This window comes from Gilliamella sp. wkB72 (genome assembly GCF_001693745.1).
Classification (GTDB): domain Bacteria; phylum Pseudomonadota; class Gammaproteobacteria; order Enterobacterales; family Orbaceae; genus Gilliamella; species Gilliamella apicola_E.
Genome location: NZ_LZEI01000027.1, coordinates 40,127 through 58,556, shown reverse-complemented (window position 1 = coordinate 58,556; position 18,430 = coordinate 40,127). Strand labels below are relative to the sequence as shown.

Genomic DNA, 18,430 nt, shown 5'->3' with positions numbered 1-18,430 from the left:
TAATTAAATTAAACTGAAAATTATCTTTATTGTTAAACTTCAGACTGTTCATTATCCAAAGTCACATTAGGATCATTATAAATATCCATATTCATTAATCCGACTTCATGATCGGTTGCTATTGCAGCGGTCATTGATCCAGAAACATTAGCTAACGTTCTAGCCATATCAATGATTGGATCGACGGCTAACACCATACCAATTAATGGGAAGTATTCAGCCATACCCATGCCTGAAAGTACGACAGTTGCTGCAACTGTTGCAGTGCCTGGAATACCAGCGATACCAATTGATCCGATAACTACCACAATGACTAGCATTATATAGAATTGAATATCAGTATTAATACCCACCATATGAGCAACCATAACCGCAAGTAAGGCTGGGAAAAAGCCAGCGCAGCCATTCATTCCCATTGTACTTCCGAGTGAGCCAACTAGATTCGCTGTACCTGTATTGACGCCCATTCTGACGGTCAATGTTGAGATCGTCATCGGTAATGTACCAACAGATGAGCGGCTAGTGAAAGCAAGTAACCATGTGCCAAGTGCTTTTTTGATAAATACGATAGGTGAAATTCCATGAAGCATGACAATCACAATATGCACAACAAGCATTATTATGGTTGCAAGGTAAATCGCTAATACAAAGCTTGATACATCAATAATTGCTGGGATACCGTTTGAAATAATAGTACGAGCAAGTAAAGCAATCACCGCATAAGGCATATATTTAATAACCGTCATGGCAATTGACATGATAATTTTATAAAGCGCTTCAATAAAGGTTTTAAAAAGAGCAATAGGTTGTGGATTCTTTTTTTCCATTCGGTTTGCGGCAAGTCCCATCAATGCTGAAAAGATAACTAAGCCTACAATATTCTCTTTTACCATAGAGCCGATAATATTACTTGGAATAAGATTCACGAAAGTGTCAATAATATTGGTATATTGTTTGGCGGTAGCCGTTTTGGCTGATGCTGAACTCAACTCACCTAATGATAATAAATTTGCTAAAATAATACCGACAATACAAGCGATGGCTGTAGTGAATAGTAACCAAAAAATTCCTCTGAATGCTATTTTCGGCAAATTGTCTTTACCAGAAAAATCAATAATCACTTTTACAATTGAGACAAAAATTAATGGAATCACTAACATGCGTATGAAGGCAATAAAGGCACGACCAAACAAACCATACCATGTTGCTGTTTCTTGCATCCAAACAGTTGAACTTTCTGGAAAACCGGCTGCAGCTTGAATACCTAAACCAATAACAGCACCAAGCACCAATCCGACTAACATTCTAATGGAAAAATTAACTTTTTTGGTTTGCATCGGTCGCATGACGGCAAAAAAGCAAAGCAGTAATAAACCAATCCCGATTAAAGTTTGATAATGGGTGATGGATAAGAACTTTTCGAAAAAAGTGCCCTGAAAAATGGCATCTGACATGTTTACCCCCAGCTTTTGGATAAAATTGAATTAATTTTTAATAATCTTTTATGGTTTGGATTAAAACCAAACCACATATTTTGAATTTTAATAATTTTGCAAATATTTGAAATATTTCAATACTATTTAGCAATGCCCCCAGCGATATTTAAAATATCCCATGGTCTTGAAAAAGGTGGTGCATATAAAAAATCCATCATGGCTAATTCATCAATTTTCATATTAGCCCAAATAGCGGTGGCTAAACTATTCGTTCTTAATACAGCACCACTGCCCCCAGCAATCTGTCCACCTAATAAAATACGAGTTTCGGCGTGATAAATAAGTTTAGCCGTGACGCTAGTTTGCCCTTCAACATAGTTACTATGATTTTTATCTTTAACTACTACTGTTTTGTATGGGATACCAGCTTTAATAGCTTGTTGTTCGGTTAATCCTGTTCGACCGGCTTCAATATCAAATACTCTTAATGCTGATGTCCCAAGGGTTCCTGGGAATTGATTGTTACCGCCTGCTAAATTGTCTCCAACAATTTTACCTAATTTGTTCGCTCCGGTCGCTAATGGAATATAAGTCATTGATTGGCTAACGCGATGATGAAGCGCGACACAGTCGCCTGCAGCATAAATATCAGCTATGTTAGTTTGTCCATAATTATCAGCGACAATTGCACCATTACTAAGAGTTTCAATATTGAGGTGTTTATAAACTTCGCTATTAGGCTTTACTCCTGTGGCAATAATGACAATGTCGGCGGGATATTTAGCTTTATCGGTGATAACATGAGTAACTTTTTGTTCACCTTCAAAACCTTGTACTTGCTCTTGTAGATGTAAATCACAATGTTGTTTTAGATTTTCTTCAATTATCTCAGTAAGTTCTGGATCGAAGGCATCGGTCAAAACTCTATCATCTAATTGAATTAATTTTACGTTTTTATTCAATTTTACTAACGATTCGGTTATTTCTAGCCCGATATAGCCAGCACCAATGACCACGACATTGGTATTTTGGTTTAAGGCTTTTTTTATTGCTAGACCATCATACATATCGCGTAAAGTGAAAATATTTTCCAGTTGTCTATTTTCTAAAGGTGGAATTATTGGTATCGCCCCAACGGAAATGAGTAACTTGTCATAATCATCGTCAAAGCAATTATTGTTTTTGATATCTTTGACGGTGACTTTTTTTAAATTAGGATCAATAGCGATAACTTCATGTAATGTTTTGATTTCAATGCCATCTTTAGCAAATTGTTCTGGCGTTCTGGATATCATTTCATTTTCATCGCCAAAATGATTGCCAATAAAATAAGGTAATCCACAAGCTCCAAATGAAACTATATCTGATTTTTCATAGATACAGATTGTCGCATTGGGTTCCCTTCTTTTGGCTTTTGCAGCAGCACTTGCTCCAGCTGCTTGAGCGCCAATGATGATTATTTTCATCGATAATTCTCCTTTGAGCGCAGATAATTTTTAACTATCATCCTAACACAGGTTATCATTTAGGTTAAATTAGTTGGTTATTTAGCTTTAATCGTAATCAATTTATGGTCAGTAGATAATATTTGGGATAGCGAGTTATCGTTAAAATAAGTTTTAATTAATCAAAAAAAGTTGAGGAACGGGGTTTTTGAAGTATATTTTTGATTAATTCCACCTGTAATAGCGTATCGTTTAAGGCTGGAATGTAATAAAACTGTTTACCGCCCGCATTTAAAAATATTTCTCGGTTTTGCTCATCAATTTCATAAAGTGTTTCAATGCAATCCGCCGAAAAACCAGGGCAGATAACATGAACATGTTCAGTCTCGGTTTTAGCTAGGTTTTCTAATATATCGCTGGTGTTTGGTTCAACCCATTTCCCTTTACCAAATTTTGATTGATAAGCCATTTTGATTGGTAAGTCGATTCCATTATCTTGGCATTTTTTTATCAATAACTGGGTTGTTAACTGGCATCTTTGCACATAGTCATCTTGCCGTTTATCAATATAGCGTTGAGGTATGCCATGATAGGAAAGAAGCAATACATCAGGTTGTCCTTGCGTTGAAAAAGCTTGTTGCACTTGTGAATAAAGCGCATCGATATAACTTTCGTCATCTGCATAATCACGAATATAGTTAATCTTGAACGCACAATCACGAATAAGTTGCTTAACTTTATCTAATACCGCCTGAGTTGTAGTTGTAGAATATTGTGGAAATAACGGTAATAGTGTTATTTTCTCACATGATTTTAAATTATTTAGTGCGGATTGTAAGCTCGGTTCACCATAGGTCATGGCTAATTCGCATTGTATATCCGGTAATGCTTGTTGTAATTGATTCATCAAGCGTTTACTGTAATGGAGTAATGGTGATTCCTCATTTATCCATATTTTTTGATAATGGTTAATGATGTAGGGAACGCGTTTAGGTAATACTAGGTATTTTAGTATTGGATACCAAATAAAAGCAGGAAGATCGACAACATGACGATCGAGTAAAAACTCCGTTAAGTAAGAGCGTATTGCCTCTGGCGTTGCAGCACTTGGCGTACCTAAATTAACAATTAATACTCCCTGTTTGTTTTTCATCGGTTATCCTTATATGGTTCAAGATAGTGATGGATAACCTTAAGTAGGCGATTTAGTGCTCCTTGGTTTCTTTTTAATACTCGATATGCGTTTTCGCCGATTTGCTGACAACGATTATCGTCATTCAATAAGCTGTTTACCGTTGAATAGAGTGAATCAGCTGTGCTGTCACATATCAACATACCATTAGCTTCAATTAACTGTTCACAAATGACTTTAAAGTTAAAAAAGTATTTACCGCTGATAATTGGAATATGGTGTAGTGCCGGTTCTAATGGATTGTGACCACCATGTTCAATTAAGCTACCGCCAACAAAAGCGATATTAGCTAAACCATAAAGTTCTAATAGTTCTCCCATGGTGTCGCCCAAAATCACTTGCGTCTGCTCAGTTGGGATTTGTTTCGTGCTTCGTTTGATATAATTTAACTTATTGTCGGAAATTAGTTCTTCAACAGTTTTAAAACGTTCTGGATGACGCGGAACTAAGATAAGTAATAAGTTAGAGTGATTTTTTAGTAGTCGTTGAAATGCTGATAAAATGATTTCATCTTCACCTGAATGTGTGCTCGCTGCTATAAGAACTGGTCGATTTAATTGCCATTGCTGTTTTAATTGCGCAAGACTTTGTTTATCAGTTAGTTCAATATCAAATTTAATACTACCGGTTACGGTTAAATGCTCTTTTGGCAAACCTAACGATAAAAATCGCTCTCCATCTTGTTCGTTTTGAGCGGCGACTGTGCTGATTTTAGTTAATAGTTTACTAATCGCTTTTCCTAATTTGTGATACCTATTGGCTGAACGTTCAGATAATCGCGCATTAGCAATAATTAATGGGATTTTTTTGTTATGGCATTGGCTAATTAAGTTTGGCCAAAGTTCGGTTTCCATGATTATGACTAATTTAGGTTTAACTGCTTTTAGAAAACGATGTATTGAACAGGGTAAATCATAAGGTAAATAGACATGGCTAACGCTATCTTTTAGTAGCGTCTTAACTTGTTTAGAGCCAGTAGGTGTCATTGTTGTAACGGTAATTGGTAACTGCGGATATTGTTTTTGAAGTGTTTTTATCAATGGAATTGCAGCGAGTGTTTCGCCGACAGATACCGCGTGAACTAAAATTCCACCTGATTTGACTTTATTTTTACAAAATCCATAGCGTTCTAACCAACGCTTACGATAATCTGGTGCTTTGCGACTGCGCCAAAGCAGTCTAAACCAGACAAGCGGTTGGATTAAATAAAGTAAAATCGTATATAAAATATTCATGATTACTCATTAGTTAGATTGAAAAAGTGTTGTCGGTAATAAAGTAATTCAGCGATTGAGTCGCGAATATCATCTAACGCTTGGTGAGAACTCTGTTTACTGATACCTTTTAATATTTCAGGTTTCCAGCGTCTGGCTAATTCTTTAATCGTACTGACATCTAAATAACGGTAATGAAAATACTTTTCTAGATTTGGCATATAATTGAACAGAAAACGTCGGTCTTGACCAATCGTATTACCACAGATTGGTGAACAGTTTTCGGGAACCCATTGTTTTAAAAACGCAAGAGTTTGTTGTTCAGCTTGTTGTTCGGTAACCGTACTTTGACGAACACGATCGATTAATCCTGACTTGCCATGCGTTTTTTGATTCCAATCATCCATAAGCGCAAGTTGTTCATCTGTTTGATGAATGGCAATGACTGGACCTTCAGCGAGAATATTTAAATTAGAATCAGTTACAATAGTTGCGATTTCGATAATGCGATCGCTATTTGGATTGAGGCCTGTCATCTCCAGATCAATCCATATCAGATTATTTGATAGAGTAGTCATAATTTGTGGTATAAATTTTCTTTTTAATGCTGAGTAGTGTAGCATAAGTACTAAACTGTTTGACCAAAAAAATTAGCAACCGTGGCAAAAAATCAACTTTCAAAAAATCAAAAAAGGCGTATGGCCGCTAAGCATCAACAACGTTTAGAAACTAAGATGGATGAAAATCTATCAAATTTCTCTGCGCCTCGTGATGGGGTGGTGGTAAGTAGGTTTGGCAAATCAGCGGATGTTGAAGATAATGCTGGGATTATTTATCGATGTAGTATTCGCCGTACTTTACCGTCATTAGTGACGGGGGATAAAGTATTGTGGCGTGAGAGTTTGGAACCGAATACTAATGGTATTATTGAAGCAGTTCATCCTCGTCATTCCGAGTTAGTACGGCCTGATTTTTATGATGGAGTTAAGCCTGTTGCAGCAAATGTCGATCAAATTGTTATTATTTCAGCCGTTTTACCTGAATTATCGTTTAATATCATCGATCGGTATTTAGTCGCTTGTGAGGTGACGAAAATTAAACCTATTATCGTATTGAATAAAATTGATTTACTTGATGAGCAAAAAAAACAAGAAATTGAGCAACAGTTTCTTATTTACACTAAAATTGGTTATCAGGTTTTATTTGTTTCATGTCAGTCACAACAAGGTATTGAACCTTTACAGAAGGTTTTAGATGGTAAAATTTCTATTTTAGTTGGTCAATCAGGTGTCGGTAAATCCAGTATCATCAATTTACTATTGCCTCACAACCAAGCTACGCTAACCGGTGAAGTATCTGAAATATCTGGGCTTGGCCAACATACCACAACTTCAACTCGGCTTTATCATTTACCAAATGGTGGGGATATTATTGATTCACCAGGAATTCGTGAGTTTGGTTTATGGCATTTAGAGCCAGAGCAAGTTATTGCTGGTTTTGTTGAATTTGATGATTATTTAGGAGGTTGCCAATTTCGTGATTGTAATCACTTAGATACACCGGGATGTTTACTCCAGAAAGCTGTTGCACAAGGCGCGATTGCACCATCAAGGTTAGATAATTACCATCGAATATTACAGTCAATGCGCGAAGTCAAAGCGAAAACCAATAAAAGTTATAAATAGTTGCTTTTGGTTAGAAAGTTTTATTTTTGAACTGTTGAGGCTTATTGCTCACAACATGACTTGTGAGCAATAAAATGAAATTTAAGATCTATGATTTTTTAGTGCAAAACCAATTGCAAAATAAGCAAAGCCTTGGAAAACTAAATCTATACCTAAAAACATTCCTAATACGTAAACACTATCATATGGCCAGCCTGCTATTAGCATAAGACCTAAAATAATGTTAATAATTCCCGAAAAAATGATCCATCCCCAACGAGGTATGTTGCGGTTATTCATTGCTGCAAAAATTTGAGTAAATCCACTCATTGTCAATAATAAAGAAATCAATAATGTCAATGCACTTGAGACAGCAATTGGTTGGAAAAACGACATAGCACCAATGAAGATATATAAAATCCCCATGATTGCCCATAAAGCAGTTTGGCCAAATCCTTTGATGTTAAAAGAGTGGATTACTTGGATAATCCCTGCGATAAAAAGGAGTGAACCGATAAAATAAACAGAAAAAACGGTGGCTATGAATTTGTACCCCAATGCCAAGCAACCGAGAATAATTAAAACTATACCAATAATAATAAACCAATTTGATTTTTGTTTAAAACTTTGAATAGTGTTTTCATTAGCTATCATATTTATTTCCTGTTGTTAATGTAATGTATTAAATGAACACCATCTTTCTGAGTTAATCTTGACTCATATGAAAAAGGGAAGTGTACATAGCTGATAAAAAATACTTAGTGAAAACTCGGACGATTTACTTTCACTAAGTATAATATTTAATCAATATAATAAAATCAATTTTGATATTAAATTTTATCTTTCAGTGCTTCATCTAAAGTTGAATAAAACATTAATTTATTTGATACAGGTACAATTCTCGCCCGAGCTAAGGTTTTTAATGGTTGGAATTGCAATTCGCAAATAGATAAATCAACTGACTCTGGTAATTCATCAATAAAATGGATAAGTGCATTTAAGCCTCCTGCATCTAGGATAGGTACCGCATCCCATTGTAAAACAATATGTTGATAACCATTGATTTTTTGGTATAACTCTAAAAAAGTCCGTTCAGCAGCCGCAAAGAATAATGGACCATTAATTCTTAGCACTAACGTCTTTTCATTGCTTTGATTCAATTCGACCAAACGAGTCATACTAGCAATACGACGCATAAACAAGATTGAGGCTAATACAATTCCAAGCGTAATAGCGATTACCATGTCGAATAATACGGTAAGGGACATGCAAATAAGCATGATCATGATATCGTCTTTAGGCGCGCATTTAATAATGTAGATAACGCGTTGAATGGCACTCATATTCCATGCAACAATTAATAATAATGCTGCCATAGCTGATAATGGAATAAATGATAAAAGTGGGGCAAAACAGATAAGTGCCAATAATACGATTAATGAATGCAATACGGCGGCAATTGGCGATGTTGCGCCCGCTTTGACATTTGCCGCTGAACGCGCAATAGCCGCTGTTGCTGAAATGCCACCAAAAAATGGCGCAATGATATTTCCTAAACCTTGGCCAATCAGTTCGCTATTTGAATGATGTTTTGTATGGGTCATTTCATCTAATACAACTGCGCATAATAGTGATTCAATCGCACATAACATAGCCATCGTTAATGAGATTGGAATTAAAGCGGTTATTGTTGACCAATCCCATGTGAAACTTGCATGTTCCCATGGTAAGATAAATTCTGGTAAAACAGGCGGAATACCATGACCAACAGTGTTATCGGCTAATGTATAAGTGAATCGTGAACCGATTGTTTCGATTTGATAGCCAAATTGATTGAATACTAACATGGTTAGTATGCCAGCAATTAAAGCCGGTAAATGGCCAGATATTTTTACTCGAAATTTTGGCCACATGATTAAAACAATCAGTGTAACTAAGCCAACAAAGGTATCTGCGATATTAATGGTTGGAAAAGCTTTAACTAGTTCAATAACTTTATTAACATAATTTTCTGGCATGTGTTCTAGTGTTAAGCCAAAAAAATCTTTTATCTGCATGGTGGCGATGGTTATTGCAATACCAGAAGTAAAACCTAGCACCACTGGTAGAGGAATGTATTCGATTAATCGACCTAAACGAATTACACCCATCAATATTAAAAAAATGCCTGAAAGTAGAGTGGCAATTAATAGACCTGATAAGCCAAATTGTATGGAAACAGGATATAGAATGACCACAAACGCCGCAGTTGGGCCGGAAACACTAAAACGTGATCCTCCAGTGAGAGCTATCACGAAGCCTGCTATAATTGCGGTATAGAGGCCATGTTGAGGGGCAACACCACTTGCAATAGCTAAAGCCATAGCAAGTGGGATAGCAATAATGCCAACCGTTATTCCGGCAATTAAATCTTTAAGAAAACGAGTTGTGTTGTAAGGAGTATTTATGCATGCAGATATAAACGCACAGCTTATTTTAATACCAGAAAGGCCATATAATTTCATTATGTTTTAAAGCAGTTAAATGAGTTATAAAAAGTAGCTAATAAGATAATCTTTTTTTAAAAAATTGAAAGAGTATTCTAAAAATAATTGTATGATTTTCAGTTAAATTATGTGATTAATGGTATAAAATGCTTTAAAAGCACGCTCTTGTTATTTTGCTCTTATATTATTAGGTAGGAGTCATTATGTCTTTTATAAAACAATCTTTTTTTATCCAATTTTTAATCTTAGTCATCAGTTTACTGATGTTTTCACCATTAAGTTTTGCAGAAATGATAACATCAGGTTCAAAGACCGCGTATCAGTATGATAAACAACAGACTCCTGCACCAGATGGATATCAAGCATTTTATATTGATCATATTGGTCGGCATGGTTCACGTTATATTAGTAAACCTAAATATGAAGATATTGCTTATAACGTATTAATTTTGGCTGATAAAAATAATCAATTAACCGAAATGGGAAAATCATTATTAAGGCAAATTATTCGTATTAAAGCATTGAATAAAAATCATTATGGTCAGCTTACTGATCTTGGTCGAAAAGATATTAGTTTAATTAGTCAACGCATGTTAGCCAATAACCCAACGGTTTTTAAAGGACAAAAAATCGAAGTGATATCATCAACCTCACCAAGAGCTAAAGAAACAGCAGAAATTTTTATTAAAACATTTAAAAATAACTATTCTGATATCAATATTTATCAACAACCAGAAGATCAACAAACACTATTACGTTTTTTTGAATATTCTCCGACTTATAAAGAATATAAAAAGAGTAAAAGTGTTAAAAATGCCTTAAAATCGCTAGAAAATTCGACTAAAACAGTAGAGATGAGTCAAAATGTTGCAAGTTTGATATTTACTCAAGGCTTTTGTAATGAGTTGAATATTGGGATTTCTTTACCTGAAAAATCTTCAATTAAAACAGCAGATTTTGTCATTGCAGTTTATCAACTTTACCAGGAGTTATTATCATTTTCTCCTGAAATTTTAGCGGATAATCATCTTGATTTTAGCCTATATTTCACTAAAAATCAGTTATTATGGTTTGACACGGTAGTCACTTCTAAAAATTTTTTACAAATTGGTCCAGCGTTTGATGCGAATGGTATCCAGATTAAAATTGCTGCGCCATTATTGTTGGATATGTTAAAAACAGCTGATAAGGCAATAACTGATAAAAATATTGATGCTAATTTACGGTTTGCTCATGCTGAAACTATTTCGCCATTAGCAACATTGCTTGAACTTGAAGGCACTTATACTGCTGTTAACTCAGTCGTGGATTATCCATTCGTTTGGCAAGCAGAAAAAATTATTCCTATGGGCGCTAATATTCAATGGATTTTTTACCAAAGCAATCAACCCCATCAACCCATATTAATCAAAGTGATGTTAAATGAAAGAGAAGTGCATTTACCATTGAAAACCGATAATTATCCGTACTACCGTTGGGACGAGGTAAAACAGTTTTATGAAAATAAGCTGAGTAAACTAGGTTTTACTGATAATAACACATCTTTAGAATGGCTAAATAAAGTAAAATAATTTTTAAACTTGTAGCCAAAAAGTTACGGGTCCATCGTTAATAAGAGAAACCTGCATGTCAGCGGCAAATTGTCCAGTTTGTGTCTCAATTTGTTGCTGACATTGTCTAACAAAAAATTGATAAAGTTCATTAGCTTTATCGGGTGGAGCACCTTTTGTGAAACTTGGGCGCATACCTTTTTGAGTATCAGCGGCCAGGGTGAATTGAGAGACAACCAACAATTTTCCGTTTATTTGCTGAACATTGAGATTCATTTTGTCATTAGTATCACTGAAAATACGATAGCCGAGTACTTTTTCACTCAAGCGTATTGCTTTTTGCTCGTTGTCATCTTGTTCAATACCGAGTAAAACAAGTAATCCCTGATCGATTTGACCAATAATTTGATTATCAACAGAAACCGATGCTTGTTTTACACGTTGGATTAAGGCAATCATAATTTATATTATTCCAGTTAAGATTGGGGCTTTAATAGCGCTTTTTGTTGTTTATTATAGTCAGCGAGTGTTGCTGCAAATTCGGCGCCAAACAAAACAATACACCATGAGCAGTAGATCCAAACTAACATAATGGGAATTGAGGAAACTACCCCATAAATAAGTTGATAAGTCGGAAAAGAAGTAACATACAGCGCAAAAGCGCGTTTACCAATTTCGAATAATATTGCTGCAACTAACGCACCAATTGCTGCTTCTTTAAATGGAATTGATTCAGTTGGAATAATGCTGTAGAGCAACCAAAATCCAACAACCGATATGATAAATGGTAAAGTACTTAGTAGGAGATCACCACTAGCAGCATTCGATAACCATTTTAGGGAAAATATATAAGAACTTACTGCAACACTTGAGCCAACTAAAATAGGACCTAATGTTAAAATTGTCCAATACATGGTTAAGTTATACATGAATGAACGTTTACGTTTGGTTTGCCAGATACGGTTTAGTGCATTATTAATAGAATTAATAAGTAGTAATGATGTTACTATTAAACCGATAATTCCGATAAATGTCATTTTTTTTGTATTGGCAATAAATTGTTCTAGGTAATTTTGAATGGTGTCACTTGCAGTAGGGACAAGATTGCTATAAATGAGCTGTTTTAATGATTGGCTAACTTCATTAAACATAGGAAACGCAGAAAGTAAAGAAAACACAACAGTTATTAATGGGACTAATGCAAGTATTGTCGTATAAGCTAGTTCTGCCGAGGATGAGGTTAAACGATCATGATTTATACGAGACCATAACATTACCAAAAAGGTCTGTATATGCTTAAGTATATTCATAATATATCTTATTTAATTAGAAATAATACAGTTATTAATTCCATTCGTTTTTAAAGTGTTTAATGCTTTTTGCACATCACCTTTATTTGTATAAGGCCCAACGGTAACTCGATATAACTGCTGACTTAAAGATATGTTACCACTAATACCGGTCATTGCCAAAGATGCTTTTAATGTATCTGCATTTGTTTTATCTTTAAAAGCACCACATTGTAGTAACCATTTATTATTATCATTACTTGATGATATAGTAGATGTGGTCGTGGTGTTATTCATAAAGCTATCTAATATTTGTTGCCGTTCACTTGCCATTTTATTTGAGTTGCTACTAGCATTTGGTGTTTCCAATTCTTTAAGGTAAGTCCAGCGTTCTTGTGGTTTTTCCGGCAGGGTTATTGCTGGAGATTCAGTTTTGACTTTTGGTTTTTCAACTGGTTTTTCAGAAGAATTGGTTGAAAGATAATATAGAATAGAAGAAAACAAAATAATAATGATGATTGCAAGGAATATCATTAAAGATGGGAATAATCGTGACTTATTTTTTTTAGCTTTTCCTTTTGATTGGCTCTTTTTTCTTACATAATCACGCTGAACCACAATACGCTCTCTTTTCTTTTATTCACATAAATTTAAATAATAGTATATAAATAAAAAAAGTGGCTTACACCACTTTTTTTCAATTTTCTTTAACTCTATTGTCAACAGATTAGAAAATTAAGCTAATGCTTTAATCTGTTTAATTAAATTCGCTTTATGACGTGCTGCTTTGTTTTTGTGGATTAGACCACGAGCCGCTTGACGGTCAACAACTGCTTGCATGTCTTTGAATGCTACTTCAGCTGTTTGTTTATCACCAGCTGCTACAGCTGCGTAAACTTTTTTAATATAAGTACGCATCATTGAACGGTTACTAGCATTATGTTTACGGCGTTTTTCGGACTGAACCGCACGCTTCTTAGCTGATTTGATATTAGCCAAAGTCAACTCCCAAGTTTAGATAAAAAATACATATTAATAAGGCGGGGAAATATGCCTGATTTTCTTTCTATTGTCAATGCTGTTACATAAAAAAATTTCCTATATAGTATAAATTACTAATTTCTACTAAATGTTTACTATATAACCGATAATGGATGTAACCTAAAAAGAAATTTTATGTTAGAATAGCAAAAATTTTATTGTTTTTATATTTAAAAGAGGAAGTCTCATGTCTATCATTAGAATGCAAGATCTTGATCTAAAAGGGAAACGTTTATTTATTCGCTCAGATCTTAATGTGCCGGTCAAAAATGGTAAGGTTACTTCTGATGCTCGAATTAAAGCATCATTACCGACTATTGAAGAAGCCATTAAAAAAGGCGCTAAAGTAATGGTTACTTCTCATATTGGCCGTCCAACTGAAGGCGAATATAACCCTGAGTTCTCTCTACAACCAGTGGTTGATTATTTAAAAGAACATGTTTCTTTCCCTGTTCGTCTAGTAAAAGATTATCTTAACGGTGTTGACGTTAAAGAAGGCGAACTAGTTGTTCTTGAAAACGTACGTTTTAATGTAGGCGAAGGTAAAGATGATGAAACTTTATCTAAAAAATATGCAGCACTTTGTGATATCTATGTAATGGATGCATTTGGTACTGCTCACCGTGCTCAAGCTTCAACTCATGGAGCTGGTAAATTTGCGCCAGTTGCTTGTGCCGGTCCATTATTAGCAGCTGAACTTGATGCTTTAGGTAAAGCGTTAGATAATCCAGCTCGTCCAATGGTTGCGATTGTTGCTGGTTCTAAAGTATCAACAAAATTGACTGTTCTTGATTCTTTATCAAAAATCGCTGACCAAATTATTGTTGGTGGTGGTATCGCAAATACATTCATCGCAGCTGAAGGCTATAATGTGGGTAAATCACTTTATGAAGCTGATTTAATTCCTGAAGCAAAAAAATTAATGGCTAATTGTCATATTCCAGTTCCTACTGATGTTCGTGTAGCAACAGAGTTTAGTGAAACTGCGACAGCTACTGAAAAATCAGTTGCTGATGTAAAAGAGAATGAACAAATTCTTGATTTAGGTGATAAATCAGCTGAAGCATTAGCAGACATTATCAAAAAAGCCAAAACTATATTATGGAATGGCCCTGTTGGCGTATTTGAGTTCCCTAATTTCCGTCGTGGTACCGAGATTGTTGCTAAAGCAATTGCTGACAGCCAAGGTTTCTCAATCGCAGGTGGTGGTGATACATTAGCTGCAATTGATTTATTTGGTATTGAAGATAAAATCTCTTATATTTCAACTGGTGGTGGTGCCTTCCTAGAGTTTGTAGAAGGTAAAAAACTTCCTGCTGTTGCAATGCTAGAAGAGAGAGCAAAAGCGTAATAATTTTCTATATGAAGGATGAGCCAATCACTCATCCTTTAATTTTTATATAAATAAATCTATAGGTATTAAAATGGCTACAAAGATTTCTGATGTCGTTAAACCTGGTGTTGTAACCGGTGATGATGTTCAAAAAGTGTTTCAAGTTGCTCGTGAAAATAATTTTGCATTACCAGCTGTTAACTGTGTTGACACTAATACAATTAATGCAGTAATCGAAACTGCGGCTAAAGTTGGTTCTGCTGTTATCGTTCAATTCTCTAATGGTGGTGCTCAATTCATCGCAGGTAAAGGATTGAAATTAGATGGGCAAGAAACTGCTGTTTTAGGTGCAATTTCTGGCGCTAAACATGTTCACCTTATGGCTGAAAAATATGGTGTGCCAGTTATCGTTCATACCGACCACTGTGCTAAAAAACTTCTTCCATGGGTTGATGGATTACTTGACGCTGGTGAAGCTCACTTTGCTAAAACGGGTAAACCTCTATTCTCTTCTCACATGATCGATCTTTCAGAAGAATCTTTAAAAGATAATATTGATATTTGTTGTCAATATCTTGCTCGTATGTCAGCAATGAAAATGACATTAGAATTAGAGCTTGGTTGTACTGGTGGTGAAGAAGATGGTGTTGACAATAGCCATATGGATAGTTCAGCACTTTATACACAACCTGAAGATGTTGCTTATGCTTATGAACGTTTAAGTGCAATTAGCCCACGTTTCACTATCGCAGCTTCATTCGGTAACGTTCATGGTGTTTATAAACCAGGTAATGTTAAATTAACGCCAAAAATTTTAGATAACTCTCAAAAATATGTATCTGAGAAATTCAATTTACCAGCTAAATCATTGAACTTTGTGTTCCATGGTGGTTCTGGTTCTACTCCTGAAGAAATTGCAGAAGCAGTAAGTTACGGTGTTGTTAAAATGAACATCGATACTGATACGCAATGGGCAAACTGGGCTGGTGTTTTAGAATATTACAAAGCAAATGAAGCTTACCTTCAAGGTCAATTAGGTAATCCTGAAGGCGTTGATGCTCCAAATAAAAAATATTATGATCCACGCGTATGGTTACGTAAAGGTCAAGAATCTTTAGTTGCTCGTTTAGAACTTGCATTTAAAGAACTTAATGCGATCGACGTACTTTAATATCATTCATTATTATATAAAAGCAGGGCTATTCCTGCTTTTATTTTATCCGCTAATAAAAAGTCTTGCATTTTTGTATTAGTTGTAGGATAATTTCGCCCTCATTTAACTTAGGGGAGCTGTCTATTGATTAATAGAAGCGTTTGCACCCGAGAAAAAGGAAACTAAAATGGCAAAAAAAGTACAAGCCTACATCAAGTTGCAAGTTGCAGCTGGTGCAGCAAATCCTAGTCCACCAGTTGGTCCAGCACTTGGTCAACATGGTGTTAACATCATGGAATTCTGTAAAGCATTTAACGCTAAAACAGAAAGCATGGAAAAAGGTCTACCTATTCCTGTTGTTATTACAGTATATTCTGACCGTTCATTTACTTTTGTAACTAAGACTCCTCCTGCGGCTGTATTATTAAAGAAAGCAGCTAAAATCAAGTCTGGTTCTGGTGAGCCTAATAAGAAAAAAGTAGGTAAAGTAACAAGCGCTCAAATTCGTGAAATCGCTGAATTGAAAGCTGCTGATATGAATGGTGCAACTATTGAAACGATGATGCGTTCTATTGAAGGTACTGCTCGTTCAATGGGCTTGGAAGTGGAGGGTTAATTCATGGCTAAATTATCTAAGAAAGCTAAACTTATCCGCGAAAAAGTAAACGCGACTAAACAATATGAAATCAATGAAGCAATCGCTTTATTAAAAGAATTTGCTACTGCTAAATTTACTGAAAGCGTTGATGTTGCAGTTAATTTAGGTATTGATTCACGTAAATCAGATCAAAATGTGCGTGGTGCTATCGTTCTTCCTCACGGTACCGGACGTAGTGTACGTGTTGCTGTATTTACTCAAGGTGCAAACGCTGATGCTGCTAAAGAAGCTGGTGCTGAATTAGTTGGTATGGATGATCTAGCGGATCAAATCAAAAAAGGCGAAATGGACTTTGATGTTGTTATTGCATCTCCAGACGCTATGCGTGTTGTTGGTCAATTAGGTCAAATTTTAGGGCCACGTGGTTTAATGCCAAACCCTAAAGTTGGTACTGTAACACCTAACGTTGCTGAAGCTGTGAAAAACGCTAAAGCTGGTCAAATCCGTTACCGTAATGATAAAAATGGTATTATCCATACTACTATCGGTAAAGCTGATTTCGATGCAGATAAGCTTAAAGAGAATTTAGAAGCATTACTTGTTGCATTAAAACGTGCAAAACCAGCATCTTCAAAAGGTGTATTTGTGAAGAAAGTTAGTCTTTCTACTACAATGGGCGCTGGTGTTGCTATCGACCAAGCAACTTTAAATGCATCTGTTTAATTAATTGTTAAACAAAGAATCGGTTGGTGTCTGGCCTTAACCAGACCCCGTCCAAGACCGTAGGTGTAATTGATATTTAATTACTTAATCTTCCTACGTAGACGGTGACAGAACCTGATAAGATATAATACAGGCATTCTGCTCATCGTGATTGTGCTAACTACATTTGTAGTTAGTTTAAATAATTCTAGGCTTTGCCTAGTTTAATCCAGGAGCAATACCAATGGCACTAAATCTTCAAAATAAACAAGAAATTGTTGCTGAAGTTAATGAAATCGCCAAAGGTGCGCTATCTGCAGTTGTAGCTGACTCTCGTGGCGTAACTGTAGAAAACATGACTGCATTACGTAAATCTGCTCGTGAAGCTGGTGTTTATATGCGTGTTGTTCGTAACACCTTATTACGCCGTGTTGTTGAGGGAACTCAATACGAGTGCTTAAAAGATTCGTTTGTTGGTCCAACTCTAATTGCATTTTCAAATGAGCACCCAGGTGCTGCTGCGCGTATTTTTAAAGCGTTTGCAAAAGAAAATGATAATTTTGAGATTAAAGCCGCAGCCTTTGAAGGTGAGTTAATTACTGCAGCGAACATTGATCGCTTAGCAACATTACCTACTTATGAAGAAGCATTAGCTCGCTTGATGTCAACCATGAAAGAAGCCGCAGCTGGCAAATTGGTTCGTACTCTTGCAGCGGTTCGCGATCAAAAACAAGCTGCTTAATAGCGCTGTGATTGTGAATTTTATTAATTAAAAAAATGTAAATTTGGGAAACTATATTATGTCTATCACTAAAGAACAAATTTTAGATGCAGTTGCAGAAATGTCTGTAATGGATGTTGTTGAACTTGTATCAATGATGGAAGAAAAATTTGGCGTTTCTGCAGCAGCAGCTGTAGCAGTTGCAGCAGCTGGTCCAGCTGAATCAGCTGAAGAAAAATCTGAATTTGATGTAATCTTAAAAGATGTTGGCGCTAACAAAGTAGCTGTTATCAAAGCAGTTCGTGGTGCAACAGGCTTAGGCTTAAAAGAAGCAAAAGATCTTGTTGAATCAGCTCCAGCAACAGTTAAAGAAGGTGTTAGCAAAGCTGACGCAGATGAACTTAAAAAGGCACTTGAAGAATCTGGTGCAGTTGTCGAACTTAAGTAAGTTTATCAATAGCAAGCTAAACGGCTGGGGGTTTTATACCTCCAGCCTTTTTGCGCTGTAATAAGTCAAATAATTTTATTTGAAGATTATCAATAAAAAGTAATAAAGAAATAATATATTTATTAAGCCTAATCAATTGATATTTATAGATATTTTCG

The 18,430-nt window shown here is 35.4% G+C and carries 19 protein-coding genes; 8 read left to right on the top strand and 11 right to left on the bottom strand.

The genetic code is table 11. The annotated features are described in order from the left end of the window. Positions 1 to 32 precede the first annotated feature (32 nt). The 5 genes from A9G07_RS11405 to orn form a co-directional block, all read right to left on the bottom strand. Entirely contained in the window at positions 33 to 1,454 is a 1,422-nt protein-coding gene (locus tag A9G07_RS11405; RefSeq protein WP_065735219.1) for a cation:dicarboxylate symporter family transporter, read from the bottom strand. Between the two features lie 122 nt (positions 1,455 to 1,576). Continuing rightward, positions 1,577 to 2,902 (bottom strand): CoA-disulfide reductase, encoded by a 1,326-nt coding sequence (locus A9G07_RS11400; protein ID WP_065735218.1) that lies wholly within the window; start codon positions 2,900 to 2,902, stop codon positions 1,577 to 1,579. A gap of 157 nt (positions 2,903 to 3,059) precedes the next feature. Further along, positions 3,060 to 4,034 (bottom strand): ferrochelatase, encoded by a 975-nt coding sequence (gene hemH, locus A9G07_RS11395; protein ID WP_065735217.1) that lies wholly within the window; start codon positions 4,032 to 4,034, stop codon positions 3,060 to 3,062. Next, positions 4,031 to 5,308, bottom strand: a complete 1,278-nt coding sequence (gene waaA / locus A9G07_RS11390; RefSeq protein ID WP_065735216.1) for a lipid IV(A) 3-deoxy-D-manno-octulosonic acid transferase — start codon at positions 5,306 to 5,308, stop codon at positions 4,031 to 4,033. The genes hemH and waaA overlap by 4 nt, the downstream gene beginning before the upstream one ends. A 2-nt stretch (positions 5,309 to 5,310) precedes the next feature. Continuing rightward, a complete protein-coding gene (orn, locus tag A9G07_RS11385) occupies positions 5,311 to 5,865 on the bottom strand; it encodes an oligoribonuclease (RefSeq protein WP_065561851.1) in 555 nt (184 codons plus the stop codon). An 81-nt stretch (positions 5,866 to 5,946) separates the two neighbouring features. Here orn and rsgA point away from each other — a divergent pair, with 81 nt between their 5' ends. Continuing rightward, the gene (gene rsgA / locus A9G07_RS11380; RefSeq protein WP_065735215.1) at positions 5,947 to 6,972 is read left to right on the top strand and encodes a small ribosomal subunit biogenesis GTPase RsgA; all 1,026 of its coding nucleotides are present in this window, start codon (positions 5,947 to 5,949) and stop codon (positions 6,970 to 6,972) included. 81 nt (positions 6,973 to 7,053) lie between these two features. Here rsgA and A9G07_RS11375 read toward each other — a convergent pair whose 3' ends face one another. Then, on the bottom strand, positions 7,054 to 7,605 hold the full coding sequence (locus A9G07_RS11375; protein WP_065735214.1) for an HdeD family acid-resistance protein: 552 nt from the start codon (positions 7,603 to 7,605) through the stop codon (positions 7,054 to 7,056). Positions 7,606 to 7,781: 176 nt separating this feature from the next. Next, on the bottom strand, positions 7,782 to 9,455 hold the full coding sequence (gene dauA / locus A9G07_RS11370) for a C4-dicarboxylic acid transporter DauA (RefSeq protein WP_065735213.1): 1,674 nt from the start codon (positions 9,453 to 9,455) through the stop codon (positions 7,782 to 7,784). Positions 9,456 to 9,640: 185 nt separating this feature from the next. Between dauA and A9G07_RS11365 the strand changes: the two genes are divergently transcribed. Beyond that, positions 9,641 to 11,008, top strand: coding sequence for a histidine-type phosphatase (locus tag A9G07_RS11365; RefSeq protein WP_065735212.1), 1,368 nt, complete (start codon positions 9,641 to 9,643; stop codon positions 11,006 to 11,008). A 3-nt stretch (positions 11,009 to 11,011) separates the two neighbouring features. Here the strand turns inward: A9G07_RS11365 and dtd are convergent, their stop codons facing one another. The 4 genes from dtd to rpsT form a co-directional block, all read right to left on the bottom strand. Then, complete coding sequence (gene dtd / locus A9G07_RS11360) at positions 11,012 to 11,446, bottom strand: D-aminoacyl-tRNA deacylase (RefSeq protein WP_065735211.1); 435 nt, start codon at positions 11,444 to 11,446, stop codon at positions 11,012 to 11,014. 17 nt (positions 11,447 to 11,463) lie between these two features. Next, positions 11,464 to 12,297 carry a virulence factor BrkB family protein gene (locus A9G07_RS11355; protein ID WP_065735210.1) on the bottom strand — a complete coding sequence of 278 codons (834 nt, stop codon included), beginning with the start codon at positions 12,295 to 12,297 and terminating at the stop codon, positions 11,464 to 11,466. Positions 12,298 to 12,309: 12 nt separating this feature from the next. After that, on the bottom strand, positions 12,310 to 12,894 hold the full coding sequence (locus A9G07_RS11350) for an SPOR domain-containing protein (RefSeq protein ID WP_065735209.1): 585 nt from the start codon (positions 12,892 to 12,894) through the stop codon (positions 12,310 to 12,312). Positions 12,895 to 13,011: 117 nt separating this feature from the next. After that, positions 13,012 to 13,275: a 30S ribosomal protein S20 gene (gene rpsT / locus A9G07_RS11345; protein ID WP_025316521.1), complete on the bottom strand. Its 264-nt coding sequence runs from the start codon at positions 13,273 to 13,275 to the stop codon at positions 13,012 to 13,014. Between the two features lie 229 nt (positions 13,276 to 13,504). Between rpsT and pgk the strand changes: the two genes are divergently transcribed. The 6 genes from pgk (at position 13,505) to rplL (ending at position 18,272) form a co-directional block, all read left to right on the top strand. Further along, on the top strand, positions 13,505 to 14,668 hold the full coding sequence (pgk, locus tag A9G07_RS11340) for a phosphoglycerate kinase (protein ID WP_065561811.1): 1,164 nt from the start codon (positions 13,505 to 13,507) through the stop codon (positions 14,666 to 14,668). Between the two features lie 73 nt (positions 14,669 to 14,741). Further along, positions 14,742 to 15,821, top strand: a complete 1,080-nt coding sequence (gene fbaA / locus A9G07_RS11335) for a class II fructose-bisphosphate aldolase (RefSeq protein ID WP_065561812.1) — start codon at positions 14,742 to 14,744, stop codon at positions 15,819 to 15,821. Between the two features lie 169 nt (positions 15,822 to 15,990). Then, the gene (rplK, locus tag A9G07_RS11330) at positions 15,991 to 16,419 is read left to right on the top strand and encodes a 50S ribosomal protein L11 (protein WP_034884321.1); all 429 of its coding nucleotides are present in this window, start codon (positions 15,991 to 15,993) and stop codon (positions 16,417 to 16,419) included. A 3-nt stretch (positions 16,420 to 16,422) separates the two neighbouring features. After that, positions 16,423 to 17,124, top strand: coding sequence for a 50S ribosomal protein L1 (rplA, locus tag A9G07_RS11325; RefSeq protein WP_065561813.1), 702 nt, complete (start codon positions 16,423 to 16,425; stop codon positions 17,122 to 17,124). A 223-nt stretch (positions 17,125 to 17,347) separates the two neighbouring features. Then, positions 17,348 to 17,845, top strand: coding sequence for a 50S ribosomal protein L10 (rplJ, locus tag A9G07_RS11320; RefSeq protein ID WP_065561814.1), 498 nt, complete (start codon positions 17,348 to 17,350; stop codon positions 17,843 to 17,845). 58 nt (positions 17,846 to 17,903) lie between these two features. Continuing rightward, positions 17,904 to 18,272, top strand: coding sequence for a 50S ribosomal protein L7/L12 (gene rplL, locus A9G07_RS11315; RefSeq protein WP_065561815.1), 369 nt, complete (start codon positions 17,904 to 17,906; stop codon positions 18,270 to 18,272). The last annotated feature ends 158 nt before the right edge of the window (positions 18,273 to 18,430 follow it).

Coding starts and splice junctions, on each gene's coding strand:
- hemH (WP_065735217.1), bottom strand. CDS start 4,034: ATGAAAAACAAACAGGGAGTATTAATTGTTAATTTAGGTACGCCAAGT.
- rplA (WP_065561813.1), top strand. CDS start 16,423: ATGGCTAAATTATCTAAGAAAGCTAAACTTATCCGCGAAAAAGTAAAC.
- orn (WP_065561851.1), bottom strand. CDS start 5,865: ATGACTACTCTATCAAATAATCTGATATGGATTGATCTGGAGATGACA.
- fbaA (WP_065561812.1), top strand. CDS start 14,742: ATGGCTACAAAGATTTCTGATGTCGTTAAACCTGGTGTTGTAACCGGT.
- dtd (WP_065735211.1), bottom strand. CDS start 11,446: ATGATTGCCTTAATCCAACGTGTAAAACAAGCATCGGTTTCTGTTGAT.
- dauA (WP_065735213.1), bottom strand. CDS start 9,455: ATGAAATTATATGGCCTTTCTGGTATTAAAATAAGCTGTGCGTTTATA.
- A9G07_RS11355 (WP_065735210.1), bottom strand. CDS start 12,297: ATGAATATACTTAAGCATATACAGACCTTTTTGGTAATGTTATGGTCT.
- waaA (WP_065735216.1), bottom strand. CDS start 5,308: ATGAATATTTTATATACGATTTTACTTTATTTAATCCAACCGCTTGTC.
- A9G07_RS11405 (WP_065735219.1), bottom strand. CDS start 1,454: ATGTCAGATGCCATTTTTCAGGGCACTTTTTTCGAAAAGTTCTTATCC.
- A9G07_RS11375 (WP_065735214.1), bottom strand. CDS start 7,605: ATGATAGCTAATGAAAACACTATTCAAAGTTTTAAACAAAAATCAAAT.
- rplL (WP_065561815.1), top strand. CDS start 17,904: ATGTCTATCACTAAAGAACAAATTTTAGATGCAGTTGCAGAAATGTCT.
- rplK (WP_034884321.1), top strand. CDS start 15,991: ATGGCAAAAAAAGTACAAGCCTACATCAAGTTGCAAGTTGCAGCTGGT.
- pgk (WP_065561811.1), top strand. CDS start 13,505: ATGTCTATCATTAGAATGCAAGATCTTGATCTAAAAGGGAAACGTTTA.
- rplJ (WP_065561814.1), top strand. CDS start 17,348: ATGGCACTAAATCTTCAAAATAAACAAGAAATTGTTGCTGAAGTTAAT.
- A9G07_RS11400 (WP_065735218.1), bottom strand. CDS start 2,902: ATGAAAATAATCATCATTGGCGCTCAAGCAGCTGGAGCAAGTGCTGCT.
- A9G07_RS11365 (WP_065735212.1), top strand. CDS start 9,641: ATGTCTTTTATAAAACAATCTTTTTTTATCCAATTTTTAATCTTAGTC.